Origin of the sequence: Microvirga sesbaniae (assembly GCF_025460805.1) — a bacterium.
GTDB lineage: Bacteria > Pseudomonadota > Alphaproteobacteria > Rhizobiales > Beijerinckiaceae > Microvirga > Microvirga sesbaniae.
This window is the reverse complement of sequence record NZ_JAMXFJ010000007.1, coordinates 1-21,416: the sequence shown is the minus strand read 5'-3', so window position 1 is coordinate 21,416 and position 21,416 is coordinate 1. Positions and strand designations below refer to the sequence as shown.

General features: G+C 64.2%; 18 protein-coding genes. 13 read left to right on the top strand and 5 right to left on the bottom strand.

Going from position 1 to position 21,416, the window contains the following annotated elements:
* Positions 1-254 precede the first annotated feature (254 nt).
* The 4 genes from OCW50_RS12100 to OCW50_RS12085 all read left to right on the top strand — a co-directional run bounded on the left by OCW50_RS12100 (position 255) and on the right by OCW50_RS12085 (position 5,464).
* Entirely contained in the window at positions 255-2,012 is a 1,758-nt protein-coding gene (locus OCW50_RS12100; protein ID WP_262297685.1) for a histidine kinase famiy protein, read from the top strand.
* Between the two features lie 131 nt (positions 2,013-2,143).
* Complete coding sequence (locus tag OCW50_RS12095) at positions 2,144-3,538, top strand: sensor histidine kinase (RefSeq protein WP_262297684.1); 1,395 nt, start codon at positions 2,144-2,146, stop codon at positions 3,536-3,538.
* Positions 3,539-4,274: 736 nt separating this feature from the next.
* Positions 4,275-4,655 (top strand): MarR family winged helix-turn-helix transcriptional regulator, encoded by a 381-nt coding sequence (locus OCW50_RS12090; RefSeq protein WP_262267782.1) that lies wholly within the window; start codon positions 4,275-4,277, stop codon positions 4,653-4,655.
* Positions 4,652-5,464, top strand: a complete 813-nt coding sequence (locus OCW50_RS12085; protein ID WP_262297683.1) for an NAD-dependent epimerase/dehydratase family protein — start codon at positions 4,652-4,654, stop codon at positions 5,462-5,464. Before OCW50_RS12090 ends, OCW50_RS12085 begins: the two co-directional genes overlap by 4 nt.
* A gap of 256 nt (positions 5,465-5,720) precedes the next feature.
* On the opposite strand, the gene OCW50_RS12080 is transcribed toward OCW50_RS12085, so the two are convergent.
* The gene (locus tag OCW50_RS12080) at positions 5,721-6,506 is read right to left on the bottom strand and encodes a PhzF family phenazine biosynthesis protein (protein ID WP_262297682.1); all 786 of its coding nucleotides are present in this window, start codon (positions 6,504-6,506) and stop codon (positions 5,721-5,723) included.
* Positions 6,507-6,999: 493 nt separating this feature from the next.
* Here OCW50_RS12080 and OCW50_RS12075 point away from each other — a divergent pair, with 493 nt between their 5' ends.
* The 4 genes from OCW50_RS12075 to OCW50_RS12060 all read left to right on the top strand — a co-directional run bounded on the left by OCW50_RS12075 (position 7,000) and on the right by OCW50_RS12060 (position 11,713).
* The gene (locus OCW50_RS12075) at positions 7,000-9,018 is read left to right on the top strand and encodes a sensor histidine kinase (protein WP_262297681.1); all 2,019 of its coding nucleotides are present in this window, start codon (positions 7,000-7,002) and stop codon (positions 9,016-9,018) included.
* A gap of 345 nt (positions 9,019-9,363) precedes the next feature.
* Entirely contained in the window at positions 9,364-9,510 is a 147-nt protein-coding gene (locus OCW50_RS12070; protein ID WP_262297680.1) for a hypothetical protein, read from the top strand.
* Positions 9,511-9,574: 64 nt separating this feature from the next.
* Positions 9,575-9,793: a hypothetical protein gene (locus OCW50_RS12065; RefSeq protein ID WP_262267787.1), complete on the top strand. Its 219-nt coding sequence runs from the start codon at positions 9,575-9,577 to the stop codon at positions 9,791-9,793.
* Positions 9,794-10,564: 771 nt separating this feature from the next.
* Positions 10,565-11,713 (top strand): sensor histidine kinase, encoded by a 1,149-nt coding sequence (locus OCW50_RS12060; RefSeq protein WP_315974421.1) that lies wholly within the window; start codon positions 10,565-10,567, stop codon positions 11,711-11,713.
* Between the two features lie 537 nt (positions 11,714-12,250).
* Here the strand turns inward: OCW50_RS12060 and OCW50_RS12055 are convergent.
* On the bottom strand, positions 12,251-13,222 hold the full coding sequence (locus tag OCW50_RS12055; protein ID WP_315974426.1) for an aldo/keto reductase: 972 nt from the start codon (positions 13,220-13,222) through the stop codon (positions 12,251-12,253).
* 131 nt (positions 13,223-13,353) lie between these two features.
* On the opposite strand from OCW50_RS12055, the gene OCW50_RS12050 reads away from it, so the two are divergent.
* The gene (locus OCW50_RS12050; protein WP_262297678.1) at positions 13,354-14,538 is read left to right on the top strand and encodes a multidrug effflux MFS transporter; all 1,185 of its coding nucleotides are present in this window, start codon (positions 13,354-13,356) and stop codon (positions 14,536-14,538) included.
* Positions 14,539-14,655: 117 nt separating this feature from the next.
* Here the strand turns inward: OCW50_RS12050 and OCW50_RS12045 are convergent, their stop codons facing one another.
* The 3 genes from OCW50_RS12045 to OCW50_RS12035 are packed head-to-tail and all read right to left on the bottom strand — an operon-like array spanning position 14,656 to position 17,681.
* Positions 14,656-15,297, bottom strand: coding sequence for a ThuA domain-containing protein (locus OCW50_RS12045; protein WP_262297677.1), 642 nt, complete (start codon positions 15,295-15,297; stop codon positions 14,656-14,658).
* A gap of 29 nt (positions 15,298-15,326) precedes the next feature.
* Positions 15,327-16,424, bottom strand: coding sequence for a Gfo/Idh/MocA family protein (locus tag OCW50_RS12040; RefSeq protein ID WP_262297676.1), 1,098 nt, complete (start codon positions 16,422-16,424; stop codon positions 15,327-15,329).
* A gap of 30 nt (positions 16,425-16,454) precedes the next feature.
* Positions 16,455-17,681: an ROK family transcriptional regulator gene (locus OCW50_RS12035; protein WP_262267807.1), complete on the bottom strand. Its 1,227-nt coding sequence runs from the start codon at positions 17,679-17,681 to the stop codon at positions 16,455-16,457.
* A gap of 217 nt (positions 17,682-17,898) precedes the next feature.
* On the opposite strand from OCW50_RS12035, the gene OCW50_RS12030 reads away from it, so the two are divergent.
* From OCW50_RS12030 to OCW50_RS12015, 4 genes are all read left to right on the top strand, one after another.
* Positions 17,899-19,170, top strand: coding sequence for an ABC transporter substrate-binding protein (locus tag OCW50_RS12030; RefSeq protein ID WP_262267792.1), 1,272 nt, complete (start codon positions 17,899-17,901; stop codon positions 19,168-19,170).
* 64 nt (positions 19,171-19,234) lie between these two features.
* Entirely contained in the window at positions 19,235-20,173 is a 939-nt protein-coding gene (locus OCW50_RS12025) for a carbohydrate ABC transporter permease (protein WP_262267793.1), read from the top strand.
* Entirely contained in the window at positions 20,166-21,017 is an 852-nt protein-coding gene (locus tag OCW50_RS12020) for a carbohydrate ABC transporter permease (protein WP_262267794.1), read from the top strand. Before OCW50_RS12025 ends, OCW50_RS12020 begins: the two co-directional genes overlap by 8 nt.
* Before the next feature lie 47 nt (positions 21,018-21,064).
* Positions 21,065-21,416, top strand: a 352-nt coding sequence (locus OCW50_RS12015) for an ABC transporter ATP-binding protein (protein ID WP_262297675.1), incomplete at its 3' end; no start/stop codon positions are given.

The window sequence follows — 21,416 nt, the reverse complement described above, 5'->3', positions numbered from 1 at the left end:
TCGGAGTTCCTCGCCCATGCCGAAAGCCTCGAGCGCTGGGTCATGGCGCGGGACCGCGGGGCCGGCCGACCGGGGCGTTCCGGAACTGGCGGTGCGCCTGGGGGCCAGCCGCACGCGGCTGCGGCCGGGGAGCTGCGATCCATCGCGGTTGAAACCGACCAGGTCCGCCATAGCTATGGCGGTTCGCGGACGGGCGAGTACAAGCCCCAGCCCGTTCGTGGTTCCAAAGTTCGTTTAGAGGCGATGTGCCATCCATGAGCCAGAGTGACGAGTCCCGGCCCGACGACAACCCGCCGGCCCTCGATGTCCAGGGTGGGGGTCAAAGCATCGGCCTGCCCGCGGCGGGCGAGCACGAGAATGTGTCCTACAACCCCACCGGTGGCCCCGGCATCCACCACTGGCAGCAGGCGACGATCTCCGAGCCCGGTCTCGGCGAACGTGGCAGCGTGTTCTTCGCGGCCATCGAGATGACGCGCATGCCGATGATCCTCACGGATCCCAACCTGCCGGACAACCCCATCGTCTTTGCCAACCGCGCCTTCCAGGACCTCACCGGCTACACCGAGGAGGAGGTGCTTGGACGCAACTGCCGCTTCCTGCAAGGGGCCCACACGGACCGCGAGGCCGTCGCAGAGCTCCGTGACGCCGTCCAGGAACACCGGGCCGTCTCGGTCGAGTTGCTGAACTACAAGCGCGACGGAACCCCGTTCTGGAACGCCTGCTTCATCGCGCCCGTCCTCGACAAGGACGACAAGCTTCTCTATTTCTTTGCCTCCCAGCTCGACGTCACGCGGCGGCGGACTTCGGAGCAGGCTTTCCGTCAGGCGCAGAAGATGGAGAGCATCGGCCAGCTCACGGCCGGGTTGGCGCACGACTTCAACAATCTTCTCCAAGTGGTCTCCGGCAACCTGGAGCTGGCGCTCTCGCGCACGGACGACGAGTCCTTGCGCCGGCCGCTCGAGAACGCCAGCCGGGCGGCCGAGCGCGGCTCCAAGCTGACCAAGCAGCTCCTGGCCTTTGCCCGTAAGACTCGTCTTGAGCCCAGGCCGACGAACCTCAACAACCTGATCGTCGATTTCGGTGAGATGCTGGAGAACTCGGTCGGCCCGCAGATCGAGGTGCAGCTCAATCTGCGTCCCCGGGTGCCACAGGTGATGGTCGATCCCGTTCATCTGGAGATGGCGGTGCTCAACGTGTTGATCAACGCCCGCGACGCCATGCCCAAGGGCGGCGTCGTGACGATCGGCACGTCGAACATGCATCTGAATGGAAATGCTCCCGCTCACCACCTGCCACCGGGCGACTACGTTGCGCTCACCATCAGCGATGAGGGAGAGGGAATGCCGCCGCACGTCCTGGAGCGGGCGACTGAGCCCTTCTTCACGACCAAAAGTCAGGGCAAGGGAACCGGGCTCGGGCTCGCGATGGTCCATGGCTTCGTGCAGCAGTCCCTTGGGCGTCTGGAAATCGACAGCGAACGGGGCAAGGGGACGACCATCCGTATGCTCTTTCCGGCTGCGGACACACCGGTGGCGACAACCCGACAGCCGGATCGGCATCCTGTGCCTGCGGAACCGAGAGGAAAGGCCGAGACGATCCTCGTGGTCGAGGACAGCAATGACGTCCTGGACCTGGCCCGGGAACACCTCACGGCCCTTGGATACAACGTCCTGCTGGCGCGCGACGCGGATGAGGCTTTGGCCGTCTTCGACAAGGCGGGCGGCAGGATCGACCTGCTGTTCACCGATCTCGTCATGCCGGGCAGCATGAACGGGCTGGCGCTGGCCGATGCGGTTCGCGAGCGGAAACCCGATGTGGGAATCCTCCTGACGACCGGCTACAACGATGATCTGCTGACAGAAGAGAATGCTTCGGCCGGAGCCGACGTTCTCGGCAAGCCGTACCGGCGCACCGAATTGGCCGACCGGGTCAGGGTGGCCCTGAACGGTCGCGGACGCGAGCGGCAGGTGCCCCTGATCGACGCATCGCGGGGCCCGCGGCACGAGGGTTGACCCGGTACGGGAGCCAAAAGGCCGCAAGAGGCAAGATGACGGCGCCGGGATGCCAAACCGGTGGCGACAGCGGCCCGCAGCCTGTAGAAAGTGGCTGAGGATCGCAGCTTCAGGGATGAGACCGCCACGCCATGACATCGCTTGCCTCGGCCGGGAACCTGGATCCAAGCCGTCAGGTCCATTTCCAGGCGCAGCTCCTCAATGCCGTTGAGCAGGCGGTCATCGCGACCGATCTCGATGGCATTGTCACCTACTGGAACCGCTGCGCGGAACGGGTGTACGGGTGGAGCGCCGAGGAGGCACTTGGGCGCGACATCCTGGAACTCAATATCCCTGCGGAGGGGCTGCCCCAGGCCGAGGAGATCATGGACCGCCTCAGGGCCGGCCAAGTCTGGTCGGGAGACATTGTCCTGCGGCACAGGGACGGGCACACCTTTCCGGTCCATGTCACCGACTCGCCGGTGCTGGACGACAGCGGTCAGATGATCGGCGTCGTCGGCATCTCGATGGAGATCAGCGACCGCATCCGCACCCTGGCCGCTCTCACCGGCAGCGAGGAGCGGCTCCGGATCGCCCAGCATGCCGGAGGCATCGGCACGTTCGAGTGGAACATCCGCTCGGGCGAGGTGATGGTGACGGAGGAGTTCTGCCGAATCTGGGGAATAGGGTCGCACACCTCGGTCCGGATCGGTGCTTTCGCGGAGTTCGTTCATCCAGACGACCGTCACCTGATCGCAACGTCGCTGGCCAGCTCGCTCGAGGATCTGGTCGCCTACACGGAGTACCGGATCATTCGGCAGGATGATCGGCAGGTTCGATGGCTGGCTCGGCGCGGGGAGATCGTGCGTGACGACGCGGGCCAACCGGCGCGGTTGGTCGGTGCTGTCTACGATATCACGGACCGCAAACGCCTGGAGGAGCAGCGCCAGCTTCTGATGCAGGAACTGACGCATCGGGTCAAAAATACGCTCGCCATGGTTCAGGCGATCTCCACCCAGACGCTGCGAACTGCTCCTTCCCTGGAGGCGGCGGGCGCCATCTTCAGTGAGCGGCTGGCGACCCTTGCGCGGGCGAACGACACCCTGCTGCAAGAGAAGTGGTCAAGCGCCAGCATCAGGGTGATCGTCGAAGGCGCCATCCGGCCGCACAACGACCACGGCCGGATCCATGTCAGTGGACCCGATGTGCCTCTCGGACCCAAGGTCGCGCTCGCCCTCTCGTTGACGTTGCACGAGCTCTGCACCAACGCGGCCAAATATGGGGCGCTCTCGGTGGACGCAGGGCGGGTCGAGATCACATGGCATGTGTCAGGAGAGGGGGCGGGCGCTCGATTCCGGTTCCGGTGGCAGGAAAGCGGCGGGCCGCTGGTGAAGCCGCCTCAGCGCAAGGGGTTCGGTTCACGGCTGATTGAGCGAAGCCTGGCCAGCAGCTTTGGCAATCAGGCCGGGATCACCTACGAGCCGACCGGCGTCGTCTGGAGCATTGAGGCCTCCCTGACGGCCCTTCAGGAGCAGGCGCCGGACTAGCGCATCGTCCGGGACCTTGTCTTGACCGCTCGGCCGGATGGGCACCCTCTCACGTCATCACCGGGCTTGTCCCACTCTCCACGTCATCACCGGGCTTGTCCCGGTGATCCCGCTTGTTTGAGGTACGGCGCTTCAAGCAATCGGGATGGCCGGCACAAGGCCGGCCATGACGTGCCGAGGTGGGAGGAAGGGCTGAGGGTGCCAGGACGTTGAGGGTGTTATCACCGACCCGTTTCACCTCTCCACGTCATCACCGGGCTTGTCCCGGTGATCCCGATCGTTGGGAACGCCGCACCCTTCCGATCGGGATGGCCGGCGAGAGTCGGGTGATGACCGGCCGGCCATGACGTGAGAGCGTTTCGGTCCCATCCGGGAGTGGCGCTAGGGCAGTTCACCAGACTGACCCGAGATGTTCACTCTGCTCACCGGGTCGAGAGGGACGCGGTCGGACGCTCTGCCGAGTGGTTGTCGAGAATATTGAAGAACGCGCCGGCGCACTGCGATGGAGCCCGCGGGAGCCTTGAACTGGCACGACCGCATATTCGATCCGGTCCGAAACCGATGGGCGCGGCGAAGGTCGATCAGCCGCCTGGGGAGAGCTGCCTGGAGGACTTCGGTTGACAAAATGTTAGGTAGCTGACAAAATTGTCAGGTGCCTAACAAAACAACCCTTGCCGAGCAGAATGCGCTCCTCGCCGCGTGGACGAAGCGGTGCTATCTCGCTGGTCGCATCGCCATGGAAGCCGCGCTTCGCCCCTATGACCTGGGCGCTACGCAGTGGTATGTCCTGCACCATTTGTCCCGGCACGGTTCGATCAAGCAGCGCGAACTGCCGAAGATTCTTGAAGTCGAGCGAGCCACCTTGAGCGCGATCGTCGCGGCGATGGTGCGCAAGGGACTGATCGAGCAGGTCGCCGACAAGGATGATCAGCGTCAGAAGCACCTTCGGATGACGACACACGGGAAAAGACTGTGGGCCGAGGTCCCTGATCTCTCGTTCATTCACCAAGCGGCGTTCGAAGGGCTCGATGCCTCGGCGATCACAACCACCATTAGCGTCCTGGAGCGTGCTGTGGAGCGGCTCGAGCGATTATCCGGCAAAGGAGCAGACACATGACAATCCTCGTCACCGGAACCACCGGATTGGTAGGAGCGCGCCTCCTGCCACGGCTCGTGGAGGCCGGTATCGACTGCCGAGCGCTCGTGCGCCCCGGGAAAGCTTCGCCGACGGGGACGACGGTCGAGGGCGACATTCTCGATTCCGCTTCGCTCGTCGATGCCGTCACGGGCGTCTCGGCAATCGTCCATCTCGCTGCGGTGTTTCGTACGCCCGACTCCGACCTGATCTGGCGTTCCAACCTCGAGGGAACGCGCAACCTCATCGCGACAGCCAAGGCCCGTGCCCCGAAGGCGCGCTTTATCATGTCGAGCACCAGCAACGTCTACGACGCGCATGGTTCACGCCCTGGTCGAGAGGACGATGCCGCTGAACCACAACATGCCTATCCCGCGAGCAAGCTGGCGGCGGAGAGGGAACTGCGTGGCAGTGGCCTGAACTGGTCGATCCTTCGTTTTCCTTTCGTCTACGGAGACAGGGACGGACATCTGGAATCCCTGCCGGCTCACGCGATCGACGCGAAGTGGCATCCCGCCCACAAGCTGAGCACGATTCATCACCGTGACATCTTCAGCGCGGTGAAGTTGGCTCTGGACGGCGCGCTGGATGGGCGGGTCGTCAACATTGCCGATGAGGCGCCGACCTCGATTTACGAGCTCGCGGAATTGGTCGGCCAAGTGATCGAGCCGTCTGCCGACCCTCTGAGCAATCCGTGGCATCTGCATATCGATGCCACTCTGGCTCGCCGCTTGGGTTTTCGACCGACGGTCCGCACCGTTCACCAGGCAGCCCAGGAAGACCTTTTGTGAAGCCATGGCGAGTGGCGGCCTCTACGCCGCGTCGATGCCTGAGCTGTCCGAGGGAACGTCCACCCGCGTCATGCAGCCTGTATGAGGCAAGCCTTTCCTAGAATGCGCGAAGGTCCGGCGCAGGCAGGCGATCAAGTTCTTGGCCAGCCTGTCTGACAGCCTACGCTAAGGTTGGCCAGCCATCCCGATTATGAAAGGCGCCGCACTTTTCCGATCCTGATCACCGACACAGGGCCGCTCTCGACCTTATGCCGACTCAGATCGCGGCCGTTACCTCGAGATAGAACACGCAGCTTCCCTCGAGCTCGACGCGATCACCGACCAGGCGGCACACGAGTTCACCTCCACGCCGCGAAGCCTGGAAGGCCCGGAACGTGGTCTTGTGCAAACGCTGGGCCCAGTACGGGGTGAGGGCACAATGGGCGCCGCCGGTCACAGGGTCTTCGGGGATTCCCTTGGCCGGGGCGAAGTATCGACTGGTGAAGTCGTAGCCACCGTCGCCTGGGGCTGTGACGATCAAGCCGCTGCGATCCAGCGCGGCCACCGCCGCAAGGGCCGGCCTCAGGCTGCGCACCTGATCCGCCGTCTCCAGCAAGGCGAGGTAGTTGAACGCGTCGGCCATCACCTCGACAGGGTCTTGTCCCAGAGCTTCTGCCAGGAGAGGCGGCGGCTCGACAGGCCTCGATACACGCGTCGGAAAGTTCATGATGTAGCCGGTCCCTCTGCGCTCCACGCTCAGGGGACCACTGGCAGAGTGGAACACCACGCTTCGGCGATGCGGCGCCAGGCGCTCCATCACGACCGCCGCGCTGGCGAGCGTCGCGTGTCCGCACAGGGGCACCTCGACTGTCGGCGTGAACCAACGCAGGTGATAATCCTCGCCATCCGGCACGAGAAAGGCGGTCTCAGCCAGATTATTCTCGGCAGCGATCGCCTGAAGGGTCGCATCGTCGGCAAAGCGCTCGAGCAGCATGACGGCAGCCGGATTCCCGGAGAAGCGGCGGCTTGCGAAGGCATCGATCTGATAAATGGGGACGAGCAAGGTTCGATCTCCGACAGAGGCGACGAAGACAAGCGACGATCGCCGACGGAGTCAAATCCTATGTTGCGCCACGCACGGCCGAGGAACCCTTGTGACCCCCTCAGGGCGAAGGCCCGGCCATGGCACGAGGCAGACGAAACCCTAATTTCCGCCGTCACAGGGGAGCAATCTTTCGTCAGGCCACGCCCAACGGCGCAGTTTGACCCGTGGCCGACCTTTGACGCAAGCCGGATCCGGATCCGCCATTCCCCCGTTCGAGCCCTTCCTCAAAGGCTCTCAGTCCTTCCGAAAAGGCAGAGTTGATCGGTCCCAACCGGGCAGATCCGTGCCGCGGAAAAACTGGGCCCGGGCACAGTGCTGTCGGGTGCCGTTTTCGCTCCTCAAGACAGGCTTCGCTTCATCGCGACCGAAAGTGATCTCTCGACTTGAGCCGGGGCAGCGATATCTAGGCCGCATGATGTTCTTGCGTCGTTACACAATCCGGCAGTGCTTGATGGCCTTCGGTGCCGCCCTCGTGCTGCCGGGCCTCGTCTTTGCGGCCATCCTGCTGTGGCGCTATGCCGATGCGGAGCGTCACCATTACGAGGAAGAAGCGCTCGGCACCGCTCAGCGCATCATGGCCGCGGTTGATCGCGAACTCGTAGGCATCCAGTCGGCGGCGCAGGCGCTCGCCACCTCTTCGTCGCTGCTCGAGGGCAACTTCGAGGCGTTCCAGAGCCAGGCGGAGATGACCCTGCGGTCCTGGGCGCGGCAGGGAACCGACAACTATGCCGTCGTGGTCCGAGACACCATGGGCCAACAGGTGGCGAACACCCGCTTGCCCTGGGGCTCATCCCTGCCGAAGGGCGCCAACCTGCCGATCGACCAGCAGGTGATCGCCACAAAGCAGCCAGTGATCCAGGACCTCTTCACCGGAGCCACCGCGGGCCGGCCGATCATCAGCATCCGGGTTCCGGTCCTCAAGGACGGCACCGTCACGCACGTGCTGTCCATGGCCGTCGAGCCGAGGCGCATCGCCGAGATCCTGCTCGCCCAGAACCTGCCCGCCTCATGGGTGGCGACCGTGATCGACCGGGCTGACCGGGTCGTGGCTCGCTCCCGCCAACATGAGACCTTCGTCGGCAAGGCTGCTCCTGACGAGTTCCTGAAGGCTTCCCGGGAGGCGGACGGCATCTGGGAGGGGCGCAACCTCGAAGGGACGGAGGTGCTCGGCGCTTATGCCCCTTCTGGAGTCTCGGGCTGGACGACGTTCGTCGGCGTGCCGGCCGAGATCGTCCAGGCCCCGCTGCGCCGCTCCCTCTGGACGCTGTTCGGCCTCGGAACGGGCCTGATCGGGCTGTCCCTGCTCCTGGCCCGCAGCTTTGGGCGGCGCATCGCCGTTCCGGTGCGGGGATTGGCCGATCAGGCTCAGCGGCTCGGTCGCGGCGAGCCCGTGGTGTCGCCCCCGAGCGGGTTGGCAGAGGTCGATCAGGTGACAGGCGCACTCGCATCGGCCTCCACGGAGCTGCACGTGCGGGAGGCTGCCCTAAGGGCAAGCGAGGCGCGCCTATGGGCGACCCAGAACAATGCCGCCGTGGGGATCGCCGAGGTCGACAGGGATGGGCGCTTCATGTCGGTGAACGAGGCTCGTTGCAAGCTCACCGGACACACCCGCGAGGAGCTGATCGGCCAGCACTTCGGCCATGTGACCGATCCCGAGATCCTTGTTCACGATCTGGCCTTGTTCGCTCAGCAGGTTGCGGGTGGGCTGGACGCCTACACGACCGACAGCGAGTTCCGGCGCAAGGACGGCAGCAGTGGCTGGGCGCGCGTAACCAGCACAGCTGTGCGGGATGCCGGTGGTACTTTCCTGTATGCAGTGCGGGTGGTGGAGGACATCACCGAACGTCGGCAGGCGGACCGGCGCCAGAAGCTGCTGATCGACGAGCTGAACCACCGGGTGAAAAACACGCTCGCCACAGTGCAGTCGCTGGCATGGCAGACGGCCCGTCCCGATGTGCCGCCGCAAGTCGCCCAGGAGCGCTTCCAGGAGCGGCTGCTCGCCCTCTCGCGCACGCACAATCTTCTGAACGAGACGCACTGGGAGGGGGCCTCTCTCAGGGCGATCCTCGAGACGGTGCTCGGGCCCTACATGACCTCTTCATCCCGCGTCCGGATCGACGGACCGGAGGTCGACCTCGCGGCGCGGGCGGCGGTGGTGCTGGGCATGGCCTTCCACGAGCTTGCCACCAATGCCGTCAAGTACGGAGCCCTGTCCTCTCCATCGGGCCACGTGCAGGTCGACTGGACGGTCCAGGAGCAGGGAGATGAAGCGAAGCTGGCAATCAACTGGTGTGAGTCGCGTGGGCCCACCCTTGAGGGCCGACCGAACCCGGGCTTTGGCTCGCGCCTGCTCCGGCAGGCGATCACACAGGAACTGGCTGGGCAGCTCGACCTCCGGTTCGAGCGGGCGGGCGTCTGCTGCGCCATTGCGATTTCGCTCGGATCGTCCGCCAGGCAAAATGCAGCCTGAGGAAGCTCATGAGCCGAGGATGTCAGGCGGTCCAGCCATGGGAGCATGGCGGATGACCCCTGAACCGCTGAAACACGCTGTTCAACTATCAGGAGTGCGATGCATTTTCTCTGCTACGTCAAGCTCGACATTGCCGTTCGTCTTATGGAGGGCTCCTCCAAAGCGTGACAGGCGGTTCCAGCATCGGCCTGGTATGAACGCTTAGCTCCAACTGCAGCCGCCGTGTGAAGGCAGGCGCTGTCTTGCGACGGACTCGAAACACTTTGATAGAATTCGTGAGGGAATAGAGCGCCACCTGCCTCCGTTTTGCGACCATGCCACATCATCCGAAGTCAGGATAAGCTCATGTCTCACAATGAATCTTCACACGACAACTCATCTGAACCCGAGAATGGCACAGATGCCGCCCCGTCGTTTCAGCGTGCGTCGATCCTGTTTGCCGCCTCTCTTGGCTCCTTCATCGGAGCAAGCCTTCTGCTGGCGAGCCTCTGACACGTGGGCTAGCCTTGGCATTCCCCTTGGAGCGGCTGCGCGAGGTGAAATCATGGATAGGGAAATGACCGACCACCGGGTCGAGTTGGTTGCTCAGGCCATTTATGAGTCTCAGCCGCAGGCATGCTCATGGGACACTGAGCCCACGATCTGCAGAGAACACTTCCGGCAGTGTGCCCGCAATGCGATCACGCTGCTGGATGAAGACATTGGCGTCCTTCTTGTCGCGTTGAGGGAGGCCACGGCCGAACGGCGGGTCGGCACCACGGGCGCACTGGTCTGATCAAATCAGCCGACCAGGGTACCCTGTTGTCGATCACGAGCTGACGTCACCCGGGTCGCGTACGGCCTCGCTCGCTGAAACCTGGGTGGCTGCCTTCGTCCTCCAGCTTGCAGGCAGCGATGGCACCTGCGAGCGGGCCACGGGCGCTGCATGGAGATATCCCTGTGCATGGCGGCAGCCCAGCGCCGCGCAGGCACTGCGCTTGGCCCGGGGTCTCCACGCCCTCGGCCGTCACCTCCATGCCGAGCTTCCGACGCCAGAGCCGTATCCTTCGTCGGCACGGGCCCCGCGGCCTCGGCTCCGAGGTTCCGGAGCGCCGAGGCCATCTCATCGGCAATGTGGAACCCGTCATCCACGACCGGCACCCGGCGACTGCCGAGGGTTCCTGCTGCTGGGCGTGTCATGCTCGTCCGCCGCATCTCTCCCGCGGCGGGAGCGGAATCTGGCGTAGGCGAAACGGCTTGGCGAAACGGCTTGGACCGAGGATAACCTGCGTTGACGGGGGCGTTCCGGAAAAACGACTTAGAGCTGCTTCCACTCACGTGGAATCACCTCTCTTCTTTGCCGAGCCGCATTTTCTGACGGTGAACCGGATCCACTTCACCGAAAAATGCTCGAGAGGCTCGGCGGACGAAACCACGAGGGTGTCGACCGATCCCAGCCGCGGGCGGGAGCCGTTTACCAAGCTCCCGGTGCCAATGAGAGCGGACGGGAAAGCCCTGCGAGCCTTAACGGCCGCTCGCGCGTTGTAGAGGTCATATGAGCGCGGCGATGAACACTACGACATCTCAATCCCGGACGGTCTGGCCCGCAGGCGGGGGCGAGATGGGCGAGCGCATCCGCCAGCACGACTGGGCCGCCACAGCGCTCGGGCCCGTTGGAACCTGGCCGCAGAGCCTGAAGACCGCCGTCGACATCATGCTCGCCTCGCCGGGACCGGTGGCAATCCTCTGGGGGGCTGATCGGATCCAGCTCTACAATGACGGCTACATCGCCGTTGCGGCCGCCCGCCACCCGTCCATTCTGGGGCGACCTGCCGCAGATAGCTGGTCGGAGGCCTACGAGTCCTTCCTTGGTCCGGTCTTCGAGCGGGTGTTCGACGGGGAGGCGGTGGCCATCGAGGACCACGTGGTCCTGCTGCGCCGAGCCGAGGGCGACGGGTTCGAGGAGCGTCATTTTGCAGGCTCGTTCTCGCCGATCCGGGACGAGACGGGTGCGGTGGGCGGTGTCTTCCACCCTCTCACCGAGACAACCGCCCGCATTCGGGCCGATGCCGCGTTGCGCGAGAGCGAGCGCCAGGCCCGGCTTCTGCTGGCCGAGTTGCAGCACCGGGTGCGCAACACGCTCGCGGTGATCCGCTCCATCGCCCGCCGGACGGCAGTCACCAGCGAGACAGCGGAGGACTATGCCATGCACCTGGACGGGCGTATCGACGCCTTCGCCCGGGTGCAGGCGGCCGTCACGCGGGATCCGACCGCCGGTTTGGATTTGGAGCTTCTGGTGGCCGAGGGGCTGCTGGCCTTCGGGGCCCAGGAGGGTGAGCGGGTGGCCGGCATCACGGGGCCGGAAGTGCGCCTGAAGCCCAAGGCGGCCGAAACCATCGCGCTTGTCATCCACGAGCTGGCGACGAACGCCGTGAAGTATGGTGCCCTGTCGACGGACCAGGGGCGGATCACGGTGGAGTGGACGATCACCAGGGAAGAGGGCGGGCCCCGTCTCGTGTTCCGCTGGATCGAGACGGGGGTGAGGCTGTCGGGTGAGACGCCACGAAGGCGAGGCTTCGGCACCGAGCTGATCGAGCGGACGCTGGCCTATGAACTGGACGGCAAGGCCAGCCTGGAGTTCACGCCGGACGGTCTGCATTGCATCATCAGCCTGCCCACCGGCGGGGTCCTCGCGGAACAGGTGCTTCCGCGGTAGTCGGCCCCTCGACGGAGGCGGCCAGCATGGCTCGCCAAGCCGCAAGTCGATCATGTTCGCGTCTGGGCGGAACGGCAGGTCTTGGCGCTCCTGAGACGGAGAGCATCGGACGTGAACAGTGGATCCAGGTTTGGGATCGGATCCGATGCTCCCCTCTTGCCTGGCGCATCGTTGAGCGTGGCTCGCTTTCGTCCGCAGGATGCGCTCGGCGGTCCACCGATCGCGTTCAGCGGGACACACCCGGCGATGACGTGGAGGGTGAACACCCGGTCCGGCCCTGACACCCTCCTCACGTCATGGCCGGCCTTGTGCCGGCCATCCCGATCCGGTGAAGCGCGGCGCCCTACAGAAGCGGGATCACCGGGACAAGCCCGGTGATGACGTGGAGGGTGGTGTGAGCGGGTGATGACGCAGGAGAGTGGCGAGTCCGGTGATGATACCCTCCGCACGTCATGGCCGGGCCTCGTGCCGGTCATCCCGATTGTCCGATGCTCCCATCGTGAGGCGGTGAACCGGATCCGCTTCACCGAAAAATGCTCAGCGGTACACCGTTGCCATGTCAGGATAGCGTTGGCCCGAGGCTGCGCCGGCCGGCACGGTATCGGAAATGCGGGTCACGTCCTCCGCAGACAGATGCACCTGCAACGCCCCGAGGTTGTCGTCCAGCCGTTCGCGCCGCTTCGTGCCGGGGATGGGCACGACATCCGGTCCTTGCGCCAGAAGCCAGGCCAGCACGAGCTGCGCCGGCGTGCATCCCTTGTCCCGTGCGAGCACTTCCACCCGGCCGACCAAGGCCCGGTTATGCGCGAAATGCTCCGCCTGAAAGCGGGGATGCTGAGCCCGGCGATCCCCTTTGACCTGGTCCCGATCATGGATTCCCCCTGCGAGGAATCCACGGCCGAGCGGCGAATAGGCCACAAAGCCGATGCCCAGTTCCCGGGTGGTCCGCAAGGTCTCCTCCGCCTCTTGACGGTAGAGCAGGGAAAACTCCGTCTGGACGGCACTGATCGGATGAACGCTGTGGGCCCGGCGGATGGTTTCCGGTCGAGCTTCCGATAGTCCGAGATAGCGGACCTTGCCCTGCCGCACGAGGTCCGCCATGGCCCCGACCGTCTCTTCGATCGGCACGTGAGGGTCGACACGGTGCTGGTAGTAAAGGTCGATGACATCGACCTTGAGACGCCTCAGGCTGGCCTCACAGGCTTGGCGCACATATTCGGGCCGGCCGTTCACGCCTTGGCCCGTCTCGGACCGCACCTGACCGAACTTGGTGGCAAGGACAACCTCATCGCGGCGCCCGGCGATGGCCCGTCCGACCAACTCTTCGTTCTGCCCCCAGCCATACATGTCGGCGGAATCGAGCAGGGTCACGCCCTGGTCGAGCCCATGGCGTATGAGAGAGACAGCCTCCTCGTCATTGCTCTCCCCGTAGACGCCGGAGAGGGACATGCAACCGAGGCCGAGGGCCGACACGACAGGGCCGGATCGTCCAAGCTGCCGGGTCTCCATCCGTTGTGGCTGTGTCATGGTAGGGTTCCTTGTCTCCGGGACCGTCGGGATGGGATAGGTATGGCAGGTGCCTCCCGATCGGCTAAGGTTATGTTGATCACCCACTGGCGATTTCCACTCACAGAGGCGACATGATCCGAAAACTCGATCCCCATTCATTCGGTTTCCTGGCCTTGGTCGCGCTCTTCAGTGGATTGGCCGCCCTCGGCACGGATATGGCCCTCTCCGGCGTGCCGCACATCGCAGCGGCATTCTCCGTATCGCCGGGCACGGTCGGGCTGACCCTCAGCGCCTTCATGGCAGGCTTCGCCGGTTCGCCCCTCGTGTACGGGCCGCTGAGCGATCGGTTCGGGCGCAAACCGGTCATTCTGGTCTCGACGGCGATCTACACCCTGGCGGGGCTAGGCTGTGCGTTGTCACCGAGCTTCGAGAGCTTGGTCGTGTGGCGCTTCCTTCAAGGTTGCGGAGCCGGCGCGAGCCGCTCGCTGTCGGCTGCGATCATTCGGGACCTTTTTACCGGTTCGACGGGGCGCTCGAAACAGTCCTACGTGCAGGTGATGCAGCTGCTGGCTCCTCTGTCGGCCCCGACCATCGGGTCGGTTCTCCTGCTGCTGTTTCACGATTGGCGCAGCATCTACTTCTTTTTGTCTGCGACCGGAGCTTTCACCTTCGCCCTCATGCTGTTGTGCTATGCGGAGTCCTATCGGCCTGGCGCTCAGAACCGCCTGTCGGTCCGGCAGCTTGCCGGCAATTATCTGCGCGTGTTCACCACACGGCAGAGCATCAAGTTCCTTTTGATCCAGACGCTCATGTTCGGCTGTCTGTTCTCCTACGTGACGGGTTCGCCGCTCGTCATGATGGGCGTCTATGGACTGTCGCCGACGCTCTATGGAGCGACCTTTGCCTTGACGGCGTCGGGGATCGTGACCGGCAGCTTCCTCAATGGACGACTGAATGCCAGGGGCATCGAGCCACAATACCCGCTCACGGCGGGTCTGGTCATGGGGGCGGCCTGCAGCATCGCTCTGCTCGTGCTGATCTCGATCGGACCCTTGCCCCTTGCGCTCCTGTTGCCCCTGGTTGTCCTGGTGTGTCTGTCATTCGGTCTCGTCGGCGGCAATGCCGTTCAACTGGCCCTGGAGCCCATGGGCGATATCGCAGGGCTGGCATCCTCCATGCTGTCGGCGAGTTCGCTTGGGTTCGGGGCCGCAATGGGTGTGGCCGTGTCGCTGTTCCACAACGGCACGCCCCTGTCCACGGTTGCCGCCATGGCGGCCTGTTCCATCCTGGCCCTGGCCGTCTACCGGATCCTGTAAGGGCAAGGCCAGGGCATGGCCCGCGCGGGACCAGGGACGAGAGCACCGGACGTGAAAAGCGGGCCCAGTCTCGGGTCCGATGCTCTAAGCGTTATCCCATTTCTATGAGCCTGGCATTCAACGCGCCGCCCAGAGCATGCCGCGCTTGAAGATGGTGCGCATCTCCGGCACGTCGAACTCCTTCGCCACATGGCCGAGGGAGCTGTAGAAGACCCGGCCCTGGCCGTGACGGCGCTTCCAGACCACCGGCATGACGACGCCGTTGATCCAGGGGGCGTGCTCGCCCGAGAAGGTGGTGGTGGCGAGCACCTCGTTCGACGGGTCCACATGCATGTAGTACTGCTCGGAATGGTAGTCGAAGTCCCGGATGCCCTGCATGACCGGATCGTCGGGGCGCGTGACGTTCACGCGGTAGTCGATGATGTTGCCGGGATGGGCCACCCATTGTCCGCCGCACATGAACTGGTACTCGACCGCCTCACGGAAGGCATCGCCCATGCCGCCGTGATAGCCGGCAAGGCCGACGCCGCCACGGACCGCCGCCGTGAGATTGCTCAGCTCCTCCTTCTCGATCTTCGACATGGTATAGATAGGAACCACCAGACTCATGTCGGACAGACCGGGATCGGCGAAGGCTTCCGTCGAATTCTCGACGTAGACTTTGAAACCTTCCTCCTCCAGCATGCCGGCGATGATGGAGGCGCATTGCTCCGGCTCGTGCCCGCTCCAGCCGCCCCACACAATCAGTGCCTCGCGCATTCTCTTACCTCCCGGTTTCGCGATGTATTCTAGTCGAGCGAGCCGAACGGAAGCGTCGTCGGCAGCATGGCCGGTCGTTCCGGTCGCGACTCGATGGTGACGTGGGTTCCCCGCTCGGAGGACAGCTGGAAGGCTTCCATGACTTCGAGCGCATGGAAGGCGAGCTCACCCGATGCGCGGTGAGGGCGTCCGGATCGGATCGCGTGTGCCATGTCGGCGACGCCGATAATCCGGTAGTTCCCGCTCGCATAGGGATGCTCGGTGGGCTGCTCCGTCCAATCCTTCGCCGCCGTGGCGAGCTCGATGGCGCCGAAGAAGCGGTTGGGATCCGGAACGCTCAGGCTGCCCGCCGTGCCGTACAGCTCGATCGGCCTGTGGCGGTGCCGGGGCACATCGAAGCTCATGGCGATCGAGACGACCGCGCCGGAGACGAACTCGAGCGTCCCTGCGACGTGCGTTGCCACCTCCACGGGGATCATGGTGCCCTTCAACGGCTCGCTCGTGATCTCGCGTTCGGTCCTGGCTCGGGATGTTATGCCAGCCACCCTGGCAACGGGCCCGATGAGGTTCACGAGAGCCGTGATGTAGTAGGGACCCATGTCCAGCATCGGCCCGCCGCCTTTGGCGTAGTAGAAGGCGGGATTGGGGTGCCAGCGCTCGTGGCCGGGGCACATGAAGAAGGCGCTGCCCGCCAGGGGACGGCCGATCACTCCCTCGTCGATAAGCTTGCGGCAGGTCTGGTGCGAGCCGCCAAGGAACGTATCGGGCGCGCAGCCGACGCGCAGCCCTCGCTCCTTGGCCATGTGCAGGAGAGGGCGGGTCTCGGCGGTCGTGAGACCAAGAGGCTTTTCCGAGTGAACGTGCTTGCCGGCGGCCAGGGCCCTTAAACCCACCTCCACGTGGGCGGCAGGGATCGTGAGATTGACCACGATCTGGATCGACGGATCCGCAAGCATGTCGTCGACCGACATCGCCCGCAGCCCGAACTGGGATGCACGGGCCTCGGCCGCCTCCGGTCGGATGTCGGCGATTCCCTTGATGTCGAGGATTGGAAAGTTTGTCGCGGCCTTGAGATAGGCTTCGCTGATATTCCCGCATCCGATGATGCCGATACCCAGGCGTTCCATGTTCACTCCCTTGCATGATTGAGATTGGCGTTAGCGCTTCTTGGCCGGTCCGGTCGTCCCCCAGGGGGCGCCGTAGAGATCGCGCAGGGTGAGGGCCGCGGCGCCACGGGCCCAGGTGTCGTCGCTGGACTCATGGACCACGATCTCGGTCACTCCGGAGATGGTTTCGGGCGTTGCGGCCTGGACCGCATCGCGCAAGGGCGCGAGGAGCAGTTCACCCGCCTGGAGGGCCGATCCGGCGAGAATGACCTTCGGTGGGGCGAAAAGGGTGATCAGGTTCGCGATGGCGATCCCCAGGGCCCGGCCGGCCTCTTCGAAAATCCCCGCGATCCGCCGGTCGCCGCCCTGAGCGAGCGACACGGCGTGGTCCATGCCGCGCGTCCCGCGCAGGAGCTTCTCCTGCGGCGTTCCACGGGCAAGATCGGCCGCCGTGGACAGGATCGCGGTCGTCGAAGCGATCCCGGAGAGGCGCCCCGGGAGGGAGCCGTTTCCGATGCTGCCGTTGGGCGACACGATCAGGTCGCCCAGATCCGGGCTGAGACCGTTCGCCCCGCGGAAGAGTTCTCCGCCATGAATGATGCCGAGCCCGATCGTGTGCTCGATGGAGACGACCAGGAAGTCGCTGAGGTCCCGGCCATGCCCGAACCATTGCTCGGCAAGGGTGATCAGGTTGACGTCGCTGTCGACCGTCGTCGGCACCTTCAGGCGATCCTGGAGATCGAGGCCGAGCTTGAGATCGCGCTCCGAGAAGATCGGGCTGTAACGGCAGATGCCGGAGGCGCGCTCGACAATTCCCGGCACGCCGAGGCAGAGACTGTTGATGTCCTCGACCTGTAACCCCGTCGCCTCGATGCAGGAACGAACGCCGTCCTCCACGAGGTCGAGGATGACCGAGGCGGGTTGGCGGTCGACCCTGATCGGGATCGACACCGTGCCGAGGACGTCCGCCTGGAAGTTGGTGACCGCGATGGTGATCTTGTTGGGAGCAAGCTTCGCACCGCAGACCGAAGCGGCAGCCGGGTTGAGCTCGAGCATGATGCGCGGCCGTCCACGGACCTGATCGGGCGTGGGGGCGACTTGGCGTGGGACGATCAGGCCGTCTTCGAGGAGGGCCGCCGTGATGGCCGAGACGGTGGTGGGGCTCAGTTCCGTCCGCTCCGAGATCTCGACGCGGGAGATCGTGCCGGAGCGGCGGATGGCATCCATGACGAGGAAACGGTTGATCGCCCGCATCAGTTCGGGATCGGCAGTCTTCATTGCGGCACCGTCCGCCGGCATGGGCCAACCTCTTTAATGCGGATACCGTATTTATTATGGAGGGATCACGGCCTGTCAATGATCGCCGCTGCACCAGATGTCCGTAATAAATGGGATAAACCGCTTGACAGCCCCCCATCTGGCGTCCACGTTTTAATGCGCTATCCAAATAAAAGGGCGAAAAGCCCTGGCAGAGGAAACACCGAGGAGAACGGCAATGAGCTACAAAAAGCTGATGCTTGCGGCTGCCTGCGCGATCGCCGCCTCATGCAGCGGAATGACCGCGGCACTCGCCGACGTGACGGTCCGGATGCTGCATGTCGAGCAGAACCCGCAGGTTACAGGATTCTGGAACGACATCGCCCGACGCTACGAGGCCTCCCATCCGGGCGTGAAGGTGGACGTTCAATATCTGGAAAACGAGGCTTACAAGAAGAAGCTGACGACGCTCCTGCAATCGTCGGACAGGCCGAACATCATCTACAGTTGGGCAGGAGGCGTCCTGCGCGATCAGGTCAAGGCGGGGGTCATCGAGGACCTGACGCCGGTCATGGATGCTCCCTGGAAGGCGCGCTTCGTTCCGGCCGCGGTGCAAGCCTACACCGTCAACGACAAGATCTATGGTGTGCCGATGCACACGGCACAGGTGGGCTTCTTCTACAACAAGGATCTTTTCGCGAAGGCGGGCGTCGACGCATCCTCGATCAAGACCTGGGATGACCTGCTCGGTGCAGTGAAGAAGCTGCAGGCTGCCGGGATCACGCCGCTCATCACGGGCGGAGCCGACAAGTGGCCGGTCCATTTCTATTGGTCGCATCTGGCGATCAGGATCGGCGGCAAGGACGCTTTCGAGGCCGCCCTGCGCGGCGAGGGCAAGGGCTTTGCCGACACGACCTTCGTCAAGGCCGGCGAAGTGTTCAAGCAACTGGTGGACCTCAAGCCGTTCCAGGCCGGCTTCCTCGGGGCGACCTATCCTCAATCGGCAGGACAGTTCGGCGACGGCAAGGGCGCGATGATGCTCATGCTGAACGGGCTCCTCAATACCATGAAAGCCAACTCGGCCGACAAGGTCGGCATTCCGGACGACAAGCTGGGCTGGTTTCCTTTCCCGACGGTTGCAGGCGGCAAAGGCGATCCGAGCGATACCCTCGGCGGTTTGAACGGCTGGCTGGTGACGAAAGGATCGCCGAAGGAGGCCGCAGACTTCCTGAAGTTCTTCTCGGAAGCGGAAAACCAGCGCCAAGCGGCCGAGCGCGGTTTCTACATCCCCGTCGTCATCGGCACCCAGGATGCGATCAAGAACCCGATCCTGCGTCAGATTGCGGAGAATGTTTCCAAGTCCAAGTATCACCAGCTCTATTATGATCAGATGCTTGGACCGTCGGTCGGCGCGGTGGTCAATGACATCTCGGCCGATCTCGCCGCCGGACGCATGAAACCGACGGAAGCGGCCGAGGCCGTCCAACAAGCCTGGGAACTCGCCCAGTAAACTGGCCAAATCCCGGAAGAGCGGCCCGGCCGCTCTTCCCTGCCGCGCGTTCAGGGAGGGAATGATGGCGACGAGTGTCACGGGTGGGACGGCGAAGGCGGTCTTCCAGGCACCCTCATGGTTGCGGGCGTCCTCGACCAGCATCGGCGGATCAACGGCCATCGTGCTGCTGTTCCTGCCTCCGGCGCTGCTTCTCTTCACTCTCTTCGTCGCGCTGCCGATGGGCGAAGCCGCCTGGTACAGTTTCTATAACTGGAACGGGTATGGAGCGCCGACCGATTTCGTCGGATGGCGGAACTTCGAGCTCCTGTTCGCGAACCGTGCGTTTCGCATCGCGCTGACGAACAATCTGCTGATCATCGTGGTGTCGCTGGCGATCCAGCTCCCGCTCGCCTTGGGAATGGCCATCCTCCTGGCCGACCGCGTGCGGGGGACGGCAACCTTCCGGCTCATCTTCTTCCTGCCCTACATCCTTGCGGAAATCGCCGCAGGTCTCATCTGGCGCTTCGTCTACGACGGCGAGTACGGCCTTCTCGCGAAGCTGCTGGAGCTGTTCGGCGCCGATCCGATCCACATTCTCGCGGAACCGGACATCGCCATCTATGCCATCATGGTGGTCGTGATCTGGAAATATTTCGGCTTCCACATGATGCTGTACATCGCCGGCCTCCAGCAGATCGACCGCAGCCTGTACGAGGCCGCGCATATCGACGGCGCGACAGGCTGGCAGATCTTCCGGCGGATCACGGTGCCGCTCCTCGGGTCGACGATCCGGCTCTCCGTCTTCTTTGCCATCCTCGGGTCGATCCAGCTCTTCGACCTCATCATGCCGCTGACGAAGGGCGGTCCCTCGGACAGCACCCAGACCATGGTGACCTATCTCTACACCTACGGTGTCACCAGGACGAGGATCGGCTTCGGCAGTGCGGTCGGGGTGGTTCTGTTCCTGATCTGCGTCGTGTTCGCCTTCGGCTACAAACGGGTCCTCATGCGCCATGACTAGCACCGCTGCCCGCTACGATACGCCGGTCACCATCGCCCCGGTCCTTCGCTATGCCATTCTCTTCGTCGTCGCCGGAGGCGTGTTGATCCCCTTGCTGACCACGGCCCTGGGCGGGTTCAAGTCGCTCGGCGACCTGAGAGTCAATCCGTTCGGCGTGCCCAGCCAGTGGGAATGGATGAACTACTGGGAGATTCTTGCCAGCGGTCGTTACTGGCAGCTGATGGGGAACTCCCTGGTCATCGCGGTCCTGACGGTCATCCTGACCGTCGCCACGTCCGCGATGGCCGCCTTCGTGTTCGTGCATGTCCGCTTCTTCGGCGCGACCTTCCTCCTGAACTATCTGCTTCTCGGGTTGATGTTTCCGGCCGCCACCGCGATCCTGCCGCTCTTCATCAAGATCCGTGATCTCGGTCTTCTCGACACCTACTGGGGCGTGGTGCTGCCCCAGGTCGCCTTCGGCCTGGCCATGAGCATCCTCCTGTTCCGCAACTCCTTCCGGCAGATGCCGAAGGACCTCTTCGAGGCGGCCGTGATCGACGGCTGCGGCTATTTCCGGTTCTTCTGGCATGTGATCCTGCCGTTGTCGCGCCCGATCCTCGCGACGGTGTCGGTCATCGTCTTCGTGCACAGTTGGAACAACTACCTTCTCCCTCTCGTGGTGCTGAACCGCGATACCCTCTATCCGTGGCCTCTCGGGATCATGGTCTATCAGGGCGAGTTCTCCACGGACTGGAACCTCATCCTGGCGTTCATCACGCTGACGATCCTGCCGGCGATCATCATGTTCTTCGCGGCACAAAAGCACATCGTCGCGGGATTGATGGCGGGGTCGGTCAAAGGGTGAGGACATGACGTGTCACATCGGCGGACATCATCAGGGAAGACTTTGACATGGCCTCAGTAGAGATCCGCAACATCCGCAAGAATTTCGGAACGGTCCCGGTCATCCACGGGGTGTCGATCGACATCCAGGACGGGGAGTTCGTGATCCTGGTCGGGCCGTCGGGCTGCGGCAAGTCGACCCTGCTGCGCATGATCGCCGGGCTGGAGAACATCTCCGGCGGCGAGCTGCGCATCGGCCCGAAGGTGGTCAACGACGTGCCGCCCAAAGAGCGCGACATCGCCATGGTGTTCCAGAACTACGCGCTCTACCCGCACATGACGGTGGCCGACAACATGGCCTTCTCGCTCAAGCTCAAGCGGGCGCCCAAGAGCGAGATCAAGTCGCGGGTCGACCGCGCGG

Excerpts from the sequence above, each read along its gene's own strand:
- OCW50_RS12055 (WP_315974426.1), bottom strand. The coding sequence starts at position 13,222 with ATGGAGACCCGGCAGCTTGGACGATCCGGCCCTGTCGTGTCGGCCCTC.
- OCW50_RS12040 (WP_262297676.1), bottom strand. The coding sequence starts at position 16,424 with ATGGAACGCCTGGGTATCGGCATCATCGGATGCGGGAATATCAGCGAA.
- OCW50_RS12025 (WP_262267793.1), top strand. The coding sequence starts at position 19,235 with ATGGCGACGAGTGTCACGGGTGGGACGGCGAAGGCGGTCTTCCAGGCA.
- OCW50_RS12050 (WP_262297678.1), top strand. The coding sequence starts at position 13,354 with ATGATCCGAAAACTCGATCCCCATTCATTCGGTTTCCTGGCCTTGGTC.
- OCW50_RS12035 (WP_262267807.1), bottom strand. The coding sequence starts at position 17,681 with ATGAAGACTGCCGATCCCGAACTGATGCGGGCGATCAACCGTTTCCTC.
- OCW50_RS12075 (WP_262297681.1), top strand. The coding sequence starts at position 7,000 with ATGGCCTTCGGTGCCGCCCTCGTGCTGCCGGGCCTCGTCTTTGCGGCC.
- OCW50_RS12060 (WP_315974421.1), top strand. The coding sequence starts at position 10,565 with ATGAACACTACGACATCTCAATCCCGGACGGTCTGGCCCGCAGGCGGG.
- OCW50_RS12045 (WP_262297677.1), bottom strand. The coding sequence starts at position 15,297 with ATGCGCGAGGCACTGATTGTGTGGGGCGGCTGGAGCGGGCACGAGCCG.
- OCW50_RS12100 (WP_262297685.1), top strand. The coding sequence starts at position 255 with ATGAGCCAGAGTGACGAGTCCCGGCCCGACGACAACCCGCCGGCCCTC.
- OCW50_RS12095 (WP_262297684.1), top strand. The coding sequence starts at position 2,144 with ATGACATCGCTTGCCTCGGCCGGGAACCTGGATCCAAGCCGTCAGGTC.
- OCW50_RS12085 (WP_262297683.1), top strand. The coding sequence starts at position 4,652 with ATGACAATCCTCGTCACCGGAACCACCGGATTGGTAGGAGCGCGCCTC.
- OCW50_RS12070 (WP_262297680.1), top strand. The coding sequence starts at position 9,364 with ATGTCTCACAATGAATCTTCACACGACAACTCATCTGAACCCGAGAAT.
- OCW50_RS12090 (WP_262267782.1), top strand. The coding sequence starts at position 4,275 with ATGGAAGCCGCGCTTCGCCCCTATGACCTGGGCGCTACGCAGTGGTAT.
- OCW50_RS12065 (WP_262267787.1), top strand. The coding sequence starts at position 9,575 with ATGACCGACCACCGGGTCGAGTTGGTTGCTCAGGCCATTTATGAGTCT.
- OCW50_RS12020 (WP_262267794.1), top strand. The coding sequence starts at position 20,166 with ATGACTAGCACCGCTGCCCGCTACGATACGCCGGTCACCATCGCCCCG.
- OCW50_RS12030 (WP_262267792.1), top strand. The coding sequence starts at position 17,899 with ATGAGCTACAAAAAGCTGATGCTTGCGGCTGCCTGCGCGATCGCCGCC.